General features: G+C 62.4%; 13 protein-coding genes. 11 read left to right on the forward strand and 2 right to left on the reverse strand.

What is annotated here, in order from left to right:
• Positions 1-19: 19 nt before the first annotated feature.
• The 7 genes from NKJ37_RS17825 to NKJ37_RS17855 all read left to right on the forward strand — a co-directional run bounded on the left by NKJ37_RS17825 (position 20) and on the right by NKJ37_RS17855 (position 7,277).
• The gene (locus NKJ37_RS17825) at positions 20-1,042 is read left to right on the forward strand and encodes a glycosyltransferase family 2 protein (protein WP_023811589.1); all 1,023 of its coding nucleotides are present in this window, start codon (positions 20-22) and stop codon (positions 1,040-1,042) included.
• A gap of 282 nt (positions 1,043-1,324) precedes the next feature.
• Positions 1,325-1,720, forward strand: coding sequence for a single stranded DNA-binding domain-containing protein (locus NKJ37_RS17830; RefSeq protein WP_023811590.1), 396 nt, complete (start codon positions 1,325-1,327; stop codon positions 1,718-1,720).
• Between the two features lie 148 nt (positions 1,721-1,868).
• Positions 1,869-2,726: an endo-1,3-1,4-beta-glycanase ExoK gene (exoK, locus tag NKJ37_RS17835; protein ID WP_127289886.1), complete on the forward strand. Its 858-nt coding sequence runs from the start codon at positions 1,869-1,871 to the stop codon at positions 2,724-2,726.
• 67 nt (positions 2,727-2,793) lie between these two features.
• Positions 2,794-4,125 (forward strand): UDP-glucose dehydrogenase family protein, encoded by a 1,332-nt coding sequence (locus NKJ37_RS17840; RefSeq protein ID WP_023811592.1) that lies wholly within the window; start codon positions 2,794-2,796, stop codon positions 4,123-4,125.
• 92 nt (positions 4,126-4,217) lie between these two features.
• Positions 4,218-5,660 carry a GMC oxidoreductase gene (locus NKJ37_RS17845; protein ID WP_023811593.1) on the forward strand — a complete coding sequence of 481 codons (1,443 nt, stop codon included), beginning with the start codon at positions 4,218-4,220 and terminating at the stop codon, positions 5,658-5,660.
• 13 nt (positions 5,661-5,673) lie between these two features.
• Entirely contained in the window at positions 5,674-6,123 is a 450-nt protein-coding gene (locus NKJ37_RS17850; protein ID WP_023811594.1) for a hypothetical protein, read from the forward strand.
• Between the two features lie 74 nt (positions 6,124-6,197).
• Positions 6,198-7,277: a glycosyltransferase gene (locus NKJ37_RS17855; RefSeq protein WP_023811595.1), complete on the forward strand. Its 1,080-nt coding sequence runs from the start codon at positions 6,198-6,200 to the stop codon at positions 7,275-7,277.
• Positions 7,278-7,419: 142 nt separating this feature from the next.
• On the opposite strand, the gene NKJ37_RS17860 is transcribed toward NKJ37_RS17855, so the two are convergent.
• The gene (locus NKJ37_RS17860) at positions 7,420-8,442 is read right to left on the reverse strand and encodes a phosphoribosyltransferase family protein (RefSeq protein ID WP_023811596.1); all 1,023 of its coding nucleotides are present in this window, start codon (positions 8,440-8,442) and stop codon (positions 7,420-7,422) included.
• 52 nt (positions 8,443-8,494) lie between these two features.
• Entirely contained in the window at positions 8,495-9,991 is a 1,497-nt protein-coding gene (locus tag NKJ37_RS17865) for a lipopolysaccharide biosynthesis protein (RefSeq protein ID WP_023811597.1), read from the reverse strand.
• Between the two features lie 184 nt (positions 9,992-10,175).
• On the opposite strand from NKJ37_RS17865, the gene NKJ37_RS17870 reads away from it, so the two are divergent.
• The 4 genes from NKJ37_RS17870 to NKJ37_RS17885 are packed head-to-tail and all read left to right on the forward strand — an operon-like array spanning position 10,176 to position 14,292.
• The gene (locus NKJ37_RS17870) at positions 10,176-11,348 is read left to right on the forward strand and encodes a glycosyltransferase family protein (RefSeq protein WP_023811598.1); all 1,173 of its coding nucleotides are present in this window, start codon (positions 10,176-10,178) and stop codon (positions 11,346-11,348) included.
• A 40-nt stretch (positions 11,349-11,388) separates the two neighbouring features.
• Positions 11,389-12,384 (forward strand): glycosyltransferase family 2 protein, encoded by a 996-nt coding sequence (locus NKJ37_RS17875; RefSeq protein WP_023811599.1) that lies wholly within the window; start codon positions 11,389-11,391, stop codon positions 12,382-12,384.
• Positions 12,384-13,334 (forward strand): glycosyltransferase family 2 protein, encoded by a 951-nt coding sequence (locus NKJ37_RS17880; RefSeq protein ID WP_023811600.1) that lies wholly within the window; start codon positions 12,384-12,386, stop codon positions 13,332-13,334. Before NKJ37_RS17875 ends, NKJ37_RS17880 begins: the two co-directional genes overlap by 1 nt.
• On the forward strand, positions 13,324-14,292 hold the full coding sequence (locus NKJ37_RS17885; RefSeq protein WP_352439751.1) for a glycosyltransferase family 2 protein: 969 nt from the start codon (positions 13,324-13,326) through the stop codon (positions 14,290-14,292). Before NKJ37_RS17880 ends, NKJ37_RS17885 begins: the two co-directional genes overlap by 11 nt.
• The last annotated feature ends 29 nt before the right edge of the window (positions 14,293-14,321 follow it).

Here is a 14,321-nt window from a genome sequence, read left to right on the forward strand (position 1 = left end):
CTGTACGAGAGGCAAATCCATGTCGATGACGAAATCCGAGGTCTGCGTGATCATCGCGGCAAAAAACGCCGCAGCGACAATCGCCGTCGCCATCGCATCCGCGTTGCGCGAACCGGAAGTGGCGGAGGTCGTCGTTGTCGATGATGCCTCCACCGACCACACCGCCGATGTCGCACGATCCGCCGATGATGGCAGCGGGCGGCTCTCCGTGATGCGCCTCGATGTCAATCGCGGCCCCTCCTTTGCCCGCAACGCAGCCATCGCCGGCTCGAAATCGCCGTTCATCAGCATTCTTGATGCCGACGATTTCTTCCTCGAAGGCCGGTTTCGCAACCTGTTTGCCGGCGCCGATTGGGATTTCGCAGCCGACAACATCATGCTGATCAGGGATGATGCGACGGGCGACGCGACGAAAATCGTCGCGCCGCAATTTGCCGCCGATCCGGAATTCCTCGATTTCGAGCGCTTCGTCGAAGGCAACATCTCCAGGCGCCGCGTGCAGAGGGGCGAACTGGGCTTTTTGAAGCCGGTGATCAGCCGTGCCTTCCTCGACCGCCACGGGTTGAGCTACGACGAGAGCCTGCGGCTGGGCGAGGACTATGAACTCTACGCCCGCGCGGTCGCATGCGGGGCACGGTTCAAGGTCATTCGCTCCTGCGGCTACGGCGCCGTCGTCCGCGCCGATTCTCTGAGCGGCCGCCACAAGACCCAGGACCTGAAGCGTTTGGCCGATGCGGATCTGGCGCTGCTGGCGATAGACAGTCTGCCAGAAGGCTCGAAGGCGGTGCTAAGGCGGCATGAACGGCACGTGCGCGACAAATATCGGCTGCGCAATTTCCTTGACGTCAAGGCTGAGCGGGGGCTGGCATCGGCTGCGGCTTACGCTTTCGCCAGCCTGTCCAACCTCGTCCCCATCGTCCAGGGCGTGGCTTCCGACAAGCTCGAGGCGCTGTTTCGTCGCGTCGGCCTTATGTCCAGCCAAAAACATGTCCCGCCGCGGCGTTTTCTGATGGCCGGAACCAGCATGGGCAAGGAACGCTGAGAGCGGGCCCCGGTGCTTGCAATTTGTCCTCGCGGCACGTCATCACGGAAACCATTTCGGCCGGATTTATGAGTTTACGAATTGGGTGGTTGCCTCGCGGCTCCGACGATGGCAGTCTATGTTGCGGTGCAGCATAGTGGACGACCAGCCGAACTGGCCCCCGATCGGATTGGTCTGATGTCTCTCCGGAGCAGGACAACGCAACACGAGTTTTTGAGCCCCGGCTGCGGGGATCGGCCAGAAGCCCGGCCCACAAGCCGGCGATGACAGGAACCTGAGTCCATGGCCTCGATATTCGGTTTCAGATCAAGGGATCCGGCCCGCGACCGGCAGGCCGATGTTTCACGTCTTGATCGTCTGGCAAAGCTGTTCGAGCAGATTGCGGCCGAGATCGAGGCCGAGAGAACCGGGCTTGAGAATCGCTACCGGACAACGTCGACCAACGCCGCCTTCCTGGTCGAAGCCATGGAAAACGGCTCAGCTTCCGACAAGCGGTCTTCGGAAGTCAGCGCACTGACACAGTCGATCCTGAATTGCGAACGCCGCATCGCGGCGCTGTCGCGCCAGGACGGCATGATGAAAGAGCTCCGTCATTCGCTGGATATGGTCTTCGACGAGAATGCCGATTCGGCCACCTCGGCGGAATTCGCCTGGCCGGCAGGCGCAGGCAGAGGTTGAACGTGAAGGCTCGGAACTGTTGCAACAGATTTGATGCAGGGCGGGAAGCAATCGAGAGGGTCACAAGGGAGGTCAAGGTTGGCCCGTTCAGGAGCGGTTCGAACGTCGACTTTGGGTTGGGGACACACAGCGCAAAGGTGAGTTTGGTATGAATTCGAATCCGAAACCTACGACAGCAATTGACGCACCGTCTCTCTCATATCGGGCCGGGCAAGCCGCCCGGCGGCGGCTGGGGTCGCTCGGTGCGTTGCTGCTGGCTGCTCTTGGCGCTTTCGTGGCAACCCCTTCCTACGCCCAGGACATTCCGACATCGCCGTCCTTCGTCGATGATTTCAAAAGCTTCGATCGTGCGCGCTGGTATGTTTCCGACGGCTGGAACAACGGCAGCCATCAGAATTGCACCTGGTCGAAAGGCATGGTCGGACTGTCGAATAATGTGCTGTCGCTCGGCTTCGAAAAGCAGACGTTGAAGGATCGCGACTACGTCTGCGGCGAGATCCAGACCAAGCAGCGCTTCGGCTACGGCACCTATGAGGCACGGCTGAAGACCGATACCGGCTCCGGCCTCAACGCGGCGTTCTTCACCTATATCGGTCCCAGCGACAAGCAGCCCTGGGACGAGATCGACTTCGAGGTCCTGACCAAGGACACCTCCAAGGTGCAGGTCAATGCCTATATCGCGGGCAAGGGCAAGAACGAGAAGCTCGTCGACGTGCCGGGCGGCACGGAGAACGCCTTCAACGACTACGCCTTCGTCTGGCAGAAGGACAGCTTGCGATGGTACGTCAACGGCCAGCTGGTGAACACGATTACCGACCCGGCGAAGCTGCCCAGCCATGCACAGAAGATATTCTTCAGTTTTTGGGGCAGCGATACGATGAAGGGTTGGATGGGAGCGTTCGCGGATCCGGGCCGCAAGCTTTCCCTGCAGATCGAGCGGGTTGCCTTCACGGCGCTCGGCGAACCCTGTCAATTTCCGGAATCGCTGGCATGCAGTGTAAAGTAGTTGGGAAAGTCGATTTGAACCGGCGGGACCGAAAACGGTCCGCTGCCTTGCATGGGAATGAAACCGAATGAATTTGACGGTGTTTGGAATTGGCTATGTCGGCCTCGTGCAGGCTGCGGTCCTTGCCGAAGTCGGGCACCAGGTCGTGTGCGTCGACATCGACGCCGCCAAGGTCGAGCGGCTCAACCAGGGCCTGGTCCCCATTTTCGAACCCGGTTTGGAAAACCTCGTTAAGGAAAACCATGCTGCCGGCCGCATCAAGTTCACCACCGATGCCGCCGCCGCGGTCAGGCATGGCGAGATCCAGATGATCGCGGTCGGCACGCCGCCGGGCGAGGACGGCTCGGCCGACCTCAAATATGTGCTGGCCGTCGCCGAGACCATCGGCCGCGAAATGGACAAACCCAAGATCGTCGTCGGCAAGTCTACGGTGCCGGTCGGCACCTGCGAAAGGGTGAAAGCTAGGATCGCCGACACGTTGAAGAAAAGAGGCCGCGAGGACCTGGCTTTCGATGTCGCTTCGAATCCCGAGTTCCTCAAGGAGGGGTCCGCGGTCGCCGACTGCATGAAGCCGGACCGCATCATCGTCGGCACCGACAGCGAGGACACCGAGGCTGTGATGCGCGAACTCTACGCGCCGTTCAACCGCAACCACGAGAAGATGATCGTGATGGACGTGCGCAGCGCCGAATTCACCAAATATGCCGCCAACTGCATGCTGGCGACCAAGATCAGCTTCATGAACGAGATGGCCAATTTGGCCGAACAGCTCGGCGCCGACATCGAGGAGGTCCGCAAGGGCATCGGCAGCGATCCCCGCATCGGCTACCATTTCATCTATCCGGGTCTGGGTTATGGCGGCTCGTGCTTCCCCAAGGACGTGCGGGCGCTGATCAAGACCGCCGAAGGCGTCAAGTTCGACGCCAAGCTGCTGCGCGCCGTCGAGGAGCGCAACAACGCACAGAAATCGGTTCTCTTCGACAAGGTGGACCGCTATTTCAAGGGCAACCTCAAAGGCAAGACCTTTGCGCTCTGGGGCCTGGCCTTCAAGCCCAACACCGACGACATGCGTGAGGCGCCGGCGCGCGTCCTGATGGAAGCGCTCTGGAAGGCCGGCGCCAATGTGCAGGCCTATGATCCCGAGGCGATGCAGGAATGCCAGGCCATCTACGGACTGCGCGACGACCTGCTTCTGTGCGGCACCAAGGAGGCGGCGCTGCGCGGCGCCGATGCGCTGCTGATCGCCACGGAATGGAAGAGCTTCCGTGCGCCCTCCTTCGATGCGGTGAAGGATGCGCTGATTACGCCGGTCATCTTCGACGGCCGCAACCTCTATGACCCCAAGGTCATCGCCCGCCACGGCATCGAATATCACTCGATCGGCAGAATGGCGGCATGAGACCAGGTCCTGGCAGACGGATGCAAGACCGGTCCGCACATGGCCTGCGGGCGCTGGGACTGAGCGCGTATTTCTGTGTGGAGTTGTAGCCGATGGTGCTGGACGTAAAGCCGGGGCAAATCACCAAGGACCATTTCGATCTCGTTGCGATCGGCTCCGGCTTCGGTTCGGCCTTCTTCCTGCATGAGTTCGCCAAGCGCCGAAAGGCGCGCATTCTGGTGCTGGAGTGGGGACGCCACAACACCCATGAATGGCAGCTCGAGCAGAACGTCAACACCGACATCGAAGACGAGACGACCTACAAGACCAATTCCAACAAGCCGTGGAACTACACGATCGGACTGGGTGGCGGGACGAACTGCTGGTTCGCGCAGACGCCAAGATTTCATCCCAATGATTTCCGGCTGAAAAGCACCTACGGCATCGGCAATGACTGGCCGATCAGCTATGACGACGTCGAGCCGTTCTATTGCGACGCGGAAGACATCATGTCGATCTCCGGCGATCCCGACATGGCGGCGATGCTGCCCCGCTCGAAGCCGTTTCCGCAACCGCCGCATCGCATGTCGACACCGGACAGGATGATGAAGGCGGCGCAGCCCGGCCAGCACTTCGTCATGCCAACCGCGCGGGCGCGGCTGCCGACATCGCAACGCACCTCGTGCTGTGCCAATCTGCGTTGCTGGCTGTGTCCGGTCGACGCCAAATTCACCGTCAACAACGGCTTGATGCACGTCTTCGAGCATCCCGACGTTTCGGTCTGCCTCGGTGCGGAAGTGCGCCGGCTCGATCACGTCGGCGGCGCTGTCCGTTCGGTCACGTTCAGCCATGACGGCAAGGAATACCAGGTCAGCGGCGATCTCTTCATTCTCGGCGCCAATGCCATCCAGAGCGCGGCGATCATGCTGCGATCCGGCCTGGGCGGCGAATTCGTCGGCAGCGGCCTGCATGAATCCTACGGCTGGAATTTCGAGGTCTATCTAGACGGCGTCGACAATTTCGACGGCAGCACCATCACCACCGGCCTGAATTTCGGCCTCTATGATGGTCCTCACCGATCGGAGCATGCGGCGGCACTGGTCTATTTCGAGAACCGCTGGCAGCACGGACTGCGTGCCGAAAAAGGGCGGCTACGCCAGGCGCTGCCGCTTGTCGTGGTCACCGAGGACTTGCTCGATCCCGAGAACTTCGTCACGCTTGACGAGGATGAGAATGCCTTCGTCAGCTTCAAGGCGCCATCGGACTATGCGGTGAAGGGCATGGCGCGCGCTCTGGAGAAATTGCCTGGCCTTCTGGCGCCGCTGCCGGTCGAAAAGCTCTTCGATCGCGGCATCCGGCCGACCGAATCGCACGTCCAGGGCACGCTGAGGATGGGTACGGGCGCAGCCGATTCGGTCATCGACAGCGGCATGATCCACCACCAGCTCAGAAATCTGGTCGTCGTCGGCACCAGCACCTATCCGAGCTGCTCCTGCGCCAACCCGAGCCTGACCGCGGCAGCGCTGTCCTTGCGGGCGGCGAGCCGGATCGCGTGAAAGGAGGTATCGCATGATCGAGATTTCCCGACGCTCGGCCCTGGCCGTCATGGCTGGCGGAGTGGTTTCGACAGGGGTCGCCTACGCCGCCGTTTCCTCGTTCTCGGACGAGGATCTGGTGCGCGTCACGCTGGAAAAATACCTTGGCAAGTTGAACATCCGCATCGAGCATCTGCAGCAGTTCGTGCTGGCGTTCCGCGACAGGAATCCATGGAACTTTCCGAGCGAAAAACTGAGTGACGCCGTCACCTTGGTGGAGGAGCTCAAACTGGGGGCCGCGCGCCGCTTGCTGCCCCAGCGGAAGCGGGAAGATCTGCTGCATTTCGACCGCTGGGTCGTCGCCGAATTCCATATGCTGACGGACTACGCCTGGCGCAGTTCGCCCAACGACCCGATCCGATTTACCGGCTGGCAATCCTGTACCAATCCCTTCGCCAATCTGGAGCCGCCGAAACTTGCCTGACGTCGAAAAGAGAGGCGGCGGACTTTGCTGTTGTCTCCGAGCAAGGAATACGAGATGCGACAAGGAGCCCGATCATGAAAGTTCTCTTTGCAGGCGGCAACGGCTACCCGCCTGAGTTCAGCGGCGGCGTTCAGTCGAGCACGCATCATCTGGCCGAACAGCTGATCGAGCACGGTCATGAAGCCGCTGTGCTCGCCGCCCTGTTCGGTGATGGTGTCTTCGGCTTCAAGGCGCGCGCCAAGATGAAGCTGTTGCGGCAGCCGGCGGTTGTCGACAGCTATCCCGGCTATCCGGTGGTGCGGGCCTGGTTTCCCTGGGAAGCGGCGGGCTATGCCGTCGACAGGCTGAAACCCGATGTCGCCGTGGTCCAGTGTCACAAATCGGTTCCGATCGGCAAGGCGCTGCAGGCGGAGGGCGTGCCTCTGGTCGTTTATCTCCGCAATGTCGAGTTCCATGAATTGGGCGGCGATCTGCGCGAATTGCATTCAGCGCTTTACATCGCCAATTCGGACTTCACCGCACGTACCTACAGACAGGAGTTCGGCATCGAGGCGGTGGTAATCCCGCCCACCATCAACCCGGCGCACTACTCGACGCCAACGACGGGCCAGTTCGTCACGCTGATCAACCCTTATGAGGAAAAGGGGTTTGAACTCGCGGTGCGGATCGCCGGCGCCTGCCGCGAAATCCCATTCCTGTTCGTCGAAAGCTGGAAGCTCGACGACGATCACCGGGCGCGGATCGAACAGACGATCGCTCCCTTGGGCAATGTCGTCCTGGAGAGCCGCACCAGCGACATGAAGACGGTCTATGGCCGCACGAAGATCCTGCTTGCTCCCAGCAAGTGGGAAGAGGCGTGGGGCCGCGTCGCTTCGGAGGCCCATTGCAGCGGAATCCCGGTTGTCGGCTCGCGGCGCGGCGGTCTGCCCGAGGCTGTCGGCTCCGGTGGCGTGGTGCTGGATTACGATGCTCCGCTGGCCGATTGGGTCGCGGCCGTCAGGCGGCTGTGGAACGACAACCAGGAATATGACCGGCTTTCAAGCCTCGCCCGCAGCTTCGCCGGGCGCCCGGAACTCGATCCCGATCGCCAGTTCATCACCTTCTTCTCGATACTGGACAGGGCGATGCAGCAACGCGCGCGACAGGCGGCCTAGAGGAGTTCGCCGTGTCACGGAAACGGCGAACTCCTCTAACTCTTTGTTTTGATCAATTCCCAAGGGAAAGCGCTATGCGCTTTTCCCGGGAAAACCGTTCACACTTTTCCTGGAATTGCCCTAACGGCGCCGCCTGAGCAGGTCAGGCCGGGCGTTTGACCCGGCTTTTCAGCGTCTCGTAGCCGCGGGCGCCAAGCAGGGCGCGGGCAATGGTCTTGGCAGCGCTCTTGCGGCCCTCTTGCGACTTGATCTGCCGCAGCCTTGCCGGCAGGTTCCTGGCCGCCTGACCAAGTGCCGGCAGCGACAGCGTGTTGGGAAAGCTGACCATATGCGTTTCCACGCACAGCACCGGCTTGCCTGACAGTTCGGTGATCCTCAGCGCCTGTTCGTGCTCGCTCTCGATGAACAGGATGGCATCGGACTTGCGGTAGAAGTCGGCCTTGAAACTGCCATGCGCGCCGAGCCGTTGCCGTTCCGCCTTGCTCGGCAGATCGAGCATGATCAACTGGTCGTATTTGATCTCATGCTTGGCGAGCCATGCCTCGGTGAGCGCGCGGTATTTCTCCAGCCGGCTGGTGACCAGCCAGCCGATCCTGTGGGTCGCGACATGGAGCGGCCGCGCTTCGCTGAGGAATTTCTCATAGGCCGGGCCGTCGTCGTTTTCCGCCTCTGTCGGATCGAGGCACAGCACGCCGTCAATATCGACGCAGCATTGCGCCAGGAATTTATGATGCATGAAGTTCCACTGGAACATGCGCGGATGCGGCACGACTTCGAAGACGAGGTCGGTTTCCTGGTGCTGGGGCTCAAGGCCGAACACGGCGGCAAAGGTGAACTCCGCCTCGATGCCCGAAGCCTGGATGCGGGCGCGTGCGTCGCGCATGGCGTTGCCGCCGGCGACGCTGTCGTCGATCACCAGCACCTTGCGCATCTCGGAAACCTTGCGGTCGAGAGCGGCACGGCGCTTGGTGACGCCAGACGTATAGATCCGACCTGCCAGGAAGCTGTCGAGATCGGTCATCGGGATGTTCGCGGCAAGGCTGACCAGCGTCGCTGCCAAAACGCCGCTTCTCGGCACACCGACCACGAGGTCGATATCGCGCGGCAGCCGGTGCAGGCCCCTGACGATGGCGTCGTTCATATCGGAGATCGATCGGTAGTGCATGGTTCAGACCTGGTCCTGGAGGAGATGTCCGTAGCAGTCGAAGACGCCCAAATTATTGCGCTTCGCGCGCCGCCGCCGCAGGCAGCCTTGCCGGCAGCATCTTGAGGGCCTCGCGCAAGGCTTCGCGGCCGGAGGCGAATGCCAGTGCGATGACGATGGTGATGAGGTAGGAGAGCACGGCGCCGCTGGCCAGGGCGACGACATGCTGCTGGGGCAGCAGGGGCTTGATGAACCAGATCACGGCCAGCGCCAGATGGGCGCCAAGCACGAACGGCGTTGCCGCGCGAAGCACATGGTGCGCCTGCAGCGGCCCGCTCCTGCCGACATAAAGCCACAGGAACGGCGTCCGCAGATATTCGCTGATCGCATAGGCGATCGCCACGCCCAGCGCGCCATAGGGCAGGCCGAGCATGAAAGCCAGCACCGACGTCACGGCCGTTATGATGCCCCAGCGCATGAAATCGCCGGAGCGGCCCTGGCTGACGAAAAGCCACCCGGCCGGATTGTTGAGCGGCTGCAGCAGCCCGGCAAAGCCGAGCGCCAGGAAAATCGAGGCGCTTGCGCGCCATTGCTCGCCGAGCACGAAGGGGATCAGCACATCCGACATCGCGGTGGCGAAGGCGACGCCGGGAAGCGCCACCAGAAGGATCAGCGGCATGACGCGCAGATAGGCGCTGCGGTAGCGATCCGGCTCGTCCTTAAGCCTGGAAAGCGCCGGAACCATCACCTTCGACAGCGGGTTGGTGATCTGGCTCAACGGAAACAGAAGCAGCTTGTAGGCGCGGTCATAGAGGCCGAGTTGCGCCTCGCCCCAATATTTGCCGATCAGCACATTGTCGAGGTTGCGGGCAAAGAAATTGGCGAAGTTGAAGCCGGTGATGCCGGCGCCGAAATTGATCAGCTCGCCGATGCCGGCGACCTTGCGCGGCAGGCCCGGACGCCAGCGCGAGCTCGCCCAATAGCAGAGCGTCGGCAACACGGCACCGGTCAGCGTACCGGCAAACAGGGCCCAATAGGAGCGATCGATAAAGGTCCAGGCGATCGACACCGCAAGCCCGGCAATGGCGCTGGCGACGTCGATGACGGCCAGCCGGCCGAACTGCATGCGGCGTGTCAAGAGCGCCAGATGCTGGGCGCCCAGCCCATAGGCCATGATCTGCAGCCCGAACGCAGCCACCAGGCCCGTCACGCGCGGCTCGCCGTAGAAGGCAGCAACCAGCGGCGCCGCACCCGCAAGCACGCAAGCCAGGATAGCGCTGACGGCGACATTGATCCAGAAGAGGTAGTTCACCTCCTCATGCCGGATGCCTGATTTCTGGATCGTCGCCTGGGTCAGGCCGAAATCCTGGAACAGGGCGATAAAGGCAAGCACCGGCGCGCACATCGCCACGACACCGAAATCCTGTGGCGACAATAACCGCGACAGCACGATGACGGACAGGATCTGTGTCGCGACCCGCACCGATTGCGCCATGGCCGTGACAACCGCGCCGCGCCCAACCGATTTGCGCAAGGAGCCTTCTGGCGGATCGAATGCATTGGCTTCCAAATTCAGGATTCCTGATTTTTTACGTGGATTTCCGAGCCCGAAATCCACGACCGCCGCCGACTACAAACTACGGCAATAATTTTGCAGTGCAACAGAAAACGTCGATGTGTGCAGCAAAAATGTTGCGATGCAGCAAGAGCTGTACTAGCATTCCCTCGGGTGGGCCAACAGCGGTCGAGTGTTTATGCTGCATGTCTTGTACCTTGTGCACGACGTTTCCGACCCGGCGGTGCGCCGGCGGATCACGATGCTCAGGGCAGGTGGGGCCCAGGTCACTTTGGCCGGCTTCCGTCGCACCGCGAATCCGATTGCGGATATCGAGGGACTGCGGCCGATCGACCTCGGCGCGACGCGTGACGGGCGATTCGGCCAACGCCTCGCGGCCATCGCCAAAGCAGCCGTTTCGACAGGCTCGAAGCTTGGCGGCATGCCAAAACCGGATCTCATCATCGCGCGCAACCTGGAAATGCTGGCGCTTGCCCGCCGCGCCAGGTCAGCCTTCGGTGCATCGGTCCCGATCGTATACGAGTGCCTCGACATTCATCGGCTTGTGCTGCGCAACGATGTCCTGGGCAAGGCGCTGCGCGCCACCGAACGCTTTCTGGCCAGGGATGTGAAGCTGCTGGTGACCAGTTCTCCTGCCTTTATCGCCAATTATTTCAAGCCGTTCGGCCAGGTCGCGGCACCCATCGAGCTGGTCGAAAACAAATATTTCGAGGCCGCGACGATCTTGCCCGGCGCTCCGGAGGCTGAAGAGAGCCCGGCCGGTCCGCCATGGCGGATCGGCTGGTTCGGTGCGCTGCGCTGCCGCCGCTCGCTCGAGCTGCTGGCCGATTTCTCCCGCCGCATGGAGGGCCGCTTTGAAATCGTGCTGCGCGGACGTCCGGCTTTGTCGGAATTCCCTGACTTTCACGGCTTTGTCGAAGCCGAGCCGTGGCTGTCGTTTCTCGGGCCCTACCGCAATCCGGAAGACATGGCGGCGATCTACAACGATGTCCATTTTTCCTGGGCGATCGATTTCTTCGAAGCGGGGCAGAACTCCGAATGGCTTCTGCCCAACCGGCTCTACGAAGGCTGCCGTTTCGGCGCGGTGCCGATCTCTATGGGCAACACCGAGACCGGGCGGTTCCTCAAACAGCAGGACATCGGCGTGCTGTTGCCGCAGGCTTCGCCCGAGGCACTCGAAGCCGCGCTAGGCAAGATGGAAGAGCATCGCTTCGCCAGGCTGAAAGGGCGTGTTCTGGCGCGCAATCCGAGGACCTGGAGCTACGATCGCAGCGACTGCCGGGCGCTTGTCGAGCGGCTGCGCAGCCTGACGGCCGTGCCCGGCTCCTTTGCCGCCGAGGCATTGGCATAGGATGGCCGGGGATGGACAGAGGCAAGATGGACAGGGGTTGATGACGCAAACCGAAAGACCCTCATCCAACCTGATCGTTATTCCGTGCCTGAATGAAGCCGCCCATATCGGTGCGCTGCTCGATCAATTGCGGCCCGCGGCCGCCCGGCTTGGCGCCCGGATCATCGTCGCCGATGGCGGCAGCACCGACGGCACGCTTTCCATCGTCGAGGACGTGATTGCCAAGGACCCGCGGGTTATCCTGCTCCACAACAAGCGGCGCATCCAGAGCGCGGCGATCAATCTCGCCGTCGGTACCTTCGGCGATGGTGCCGACTATCTCATCCGCATCGATGCGCATGGCGGTTATCCCGACGATTATTGCGACCGGCTGGTCGAGGAAGCCCTGGCTACATCAGCGGATTCGGTTGTCGTTTCGATGCTGACCAGCGGCAGCGGCGCCGTGCAGAAGGCGGCCGCTGCGGCGCAGAACTCCAAGCTCGGCACCGGCGGCTCGAAGCATAGGCATCTTTCGCAGGGACAGTGGATCGATCACGGCCATCATGCACTGATGCGGATATCGGCGTTCGGCGCTGTTGGCGGCTATGACGAAACGTTCAGCCATAACGAGGACGCCGAGCTCGATTATCGCCTGCGCAAGGCCGGCTACAAGATCTGGATGAGTGGCAAGACGCAGATGGTCTACTATCCGCGCGCCTCGCTCTCAGGCCTCTATTTCCAGTATCTCGGCTACGGTCGCGGGCGTGCCAAGAATGTGCTGAAGCACCGCGTCATCCCAAAGATCCGGCAGATGGTGCCGCTGGCGGTGTTCCCGGTGGTTCTTCTTGCGGCCTTCTCCTTCGTGCATTGGATTGCGGCAGTGCCTTTGTTGCTGTGGGTGTCGGTGTGCCTGGGCTACGGACTGGTGGCGGCTATCCGCCAGCGCAAGGCTGACGTTGCGCTGGCCGGTGTCTCGGCCATGGTCATGCATCTTGGCTGGTCGGTTGGCTTCTGGCTGCAGCTTCTCGGCCTCGGCTCGCGACGCGGAGTGGCCTGATGGCAGTGTCGGCAAAGAACCGCAGCATCGACATCGGCGTCTGCACGTTCCGCCGGCCGGAGCTGGCTGACACGCTGCGCTCGCTCGACGCCATGGAGATGCCGGCGGGATTCGATATCCGCATTATCGTCGCCGACAATGACGACACCCCGACGGCCCGTGACCTGGTGGCGGCGCTGTCGCGGGAATTGACGGTGCCGATCCACTATCGGCATGCCCCGGCGCGCAACATCTCGATCGCCCGCAATGCCTGCCTCGATGCGAGCACAGCGGATTTCGTCGCCTTCATCGATGACGACGAGACGGCCACGCATCAATGGCTCGCCGAACTGGTCGTGATGGCGCAGCAAAGCGGTGTCGCCGTCGTGCTCGGCCCGGTCAGGGCGCGCTATCGCCCAGATGCGCCGGACTGGATGCGGCGCGGCGATTTCCATTCGACCTTGCCCGTCTGGGTGCGCGGCGAGATCCGCACCGGCTACACCTGCAATGTTCTGCTGCGGATGGGCTCGGATAGCCTGCGCGGCCGCCGCTTCAGCCTGGCGCGTGGCCAGACCGGCGGCGAGGACACCGAATTCTTCGATCAGATGCACAAGGCGGGCGGCCGCATCGCGTTCTCGCCCGAGGCCTGGGTCGACGAGGTGGTGCCGCGCTCAAGGGCGGCATTCGACTGGCTCGGCCGCCGCCGCTTCCGCGTCGGCCAGACGCATGGCCATCTCCTGGGCAGCAGCGCCAGCGGCATCGGCCTGGTCAAGCAGGTCGGCCTGGCCTCGGCAAAGGCCATCTATTGCTTCGCCTCGGCACTTCCGGTCGTCGTCAGTCCGGTCCGCAGGAACCGCAGCGTGCTGCGCGGCATTATGCATGTCGGTGTCGTCAGCGGCCTCGTCGGCATCCGCGAAATCCGCCTCTATGGCCAGCCGTCGCCACAGGAGGGAGGCAAGCGTGCAGTCTGACGTCAGCTCTGTCCCCGATGTTTCCTTCGTCATTGCCGCCTACAACGCCGAGGCGACCCTTGATCGGGCGATTGCCAGCGCCATCGCCCAGAAGGGTGTCAGCGTCGAAATCATCGTCGTCGACGACAAGTCGCGCGATGCTACGCTCGACGTGGCGCGGGCCTATCCAGGGGATATCGTCCGTGTCGTCGCCCTGGCCAGCAACCGCGGCCCCGGCGGCGCCAGGAATGCCGGCCTCGACGCCGCCCAAGGCAGATGGATCGCGGTTCTCGATTCCGACGACGCGGTCTTTCCCGGCCGGCTCGCGGCCATGATCGCTCGTGCCGAAAGCGCGGATGCCCAGATCGCCGTCGACAATCTGCAGGTCGTTCGCGAAGATGGCGTCATCGAGGACGCGATGTTTCCGCGGCAGTATCTGGAAGGCTTGCGCGAGATTTCGCTGGCCACCTACATCGCCGGCAACGTTGTCTTCGAATCCAAGTTCAACCTCGGCTATCTCAAGCCGATCTTCCAGCGCGAGTTCCTGAACGAAAACCGGCTTCGCTACGACGAAAAGCTGAGGATCGGCGAAGACTACGTCCTATTTGCCGAAGCCCTGGCCAGGGGTGGCAAATGCGTGGTCGAGCCTGATATCGGCTATGCCTATCATATCCGCAGCGGCTCCATCTCGCGCGTGCTCGAGCTTCACCACGTCGAAGCGATGAGCCAGGCAGATGCCGAGTTCGCTCAAACCCATGCGATGGATGAGGCTGCGCAAGCCGCGTTTGCCCGGCGCGGCCGCAGCCTGCGCAAGGCGGCATCGTTTCTGTCACTGGTACAGCACATCAAGGCGCGGTCCCCGCTCAAGGCGATCCGGACAGCGCTCAGCGACCCGGCGGCGGTCAGGCATATGGGCATGCCGATCGCCGTGCGGTTGCGAAGAATGGCGGCACAATTTGCCGTTGGGGCGGGGAGGTGAAGATGCAGGCACATGGAGGGATTTTTCGT

This window comes from Mesorhizobium sp. M0140, assembly GCF_040322475.1.
Lineage (GTDB): Bacteria > Pseudomonadota > Alphaproteobacteria > Rhizobiales > Rhizobiaceae > Mesorhizobium.

What these genes read in the sequence shown, in the direction of transcription:
- NKJ37_RS17825 (WP_023811589.1), top strand. Translation starts at nt 20, where the DNA reads ATGTCGATGACGAAATCCGAGGTCTGCGTGATCATCGCGGCAAAAAAC.
- NKJ37_RS17830 (WP_023811590.1), top strand. Translation starts at nt 1,325, where the DNA reads ATGGCCTCGATATTCGGTTTCAGATCAAGGGATCCGGCCCGCGACCGG.
- exoK (WP_127289886.1), top strand. Translation starts at nt 1,869, where the DNA reads ATGAATTCGAATCCGAAACCTACGACAGCAATTGACGCACCGTCTCTC.
- NKJ37_RS17840 (WP_023811592.1), top strand. Translation starts at nt 2,794, where the DNA reads ATGAATTTGACGGTGTTTGGAATTGGCTATGTCGGCCTCGTGCAGGCT.
- NKJ37_RS17845 (WP_023811593.1), top strand. Translation starts at nt 4,218, where the DNA reads ATGGTGCTGGACGTAAAGCCGGGGCAAATCACCAAGGACCATTTCGAT.
- NKJ37_RS17850 (WP_023811594.1), top strand. Translation starts at nt 5,674, where the DNA reads ATGATCGAGATTTCCCGACGCTCGGCCCTGGCCGTCATGGCTGGCGGA.
- NKJ37_RS17855 (WP_023811595.1), top strand. Translation starts at nt 6,198, where the DNA reads ATGAAAGTTCTCTTTGCAGGCGGCAACGGCTACCCGCCTGAGTTCAGC.
- NKJ37_RS17860 (WP_023811596.1), bottom strand. Translation starts at nt 8,442, where the DNA reads ATGCACTACCGATCGATCTCCGATATGAACGACGCCATCGTCAGGGGC.
- NKJ37_RS17870 (WP_023811598.1), top strand. Translation starts at nt 10,176, where the DNA reads ATGCTGCATGTCTTGTACCTTGTGCACGACGTTTCCGACCCGGCGGTG.
- NKJ37_RS17875 (WP_023811599.1), top strand. Translation starts at nt 11,389, where the DNA reads ATGACGCAAACCGAAAGACCCTCATCCAACCTGATCGTTATTCCGTGC.
- NKJ37_RS17880 (WP_023811600.1), top strand. Translation starts at nt 12,384, where the DNA reads ATGGCAGTGTCGGCAAAGAACCGCAGCATCGACATCGGCGTCTGCACG.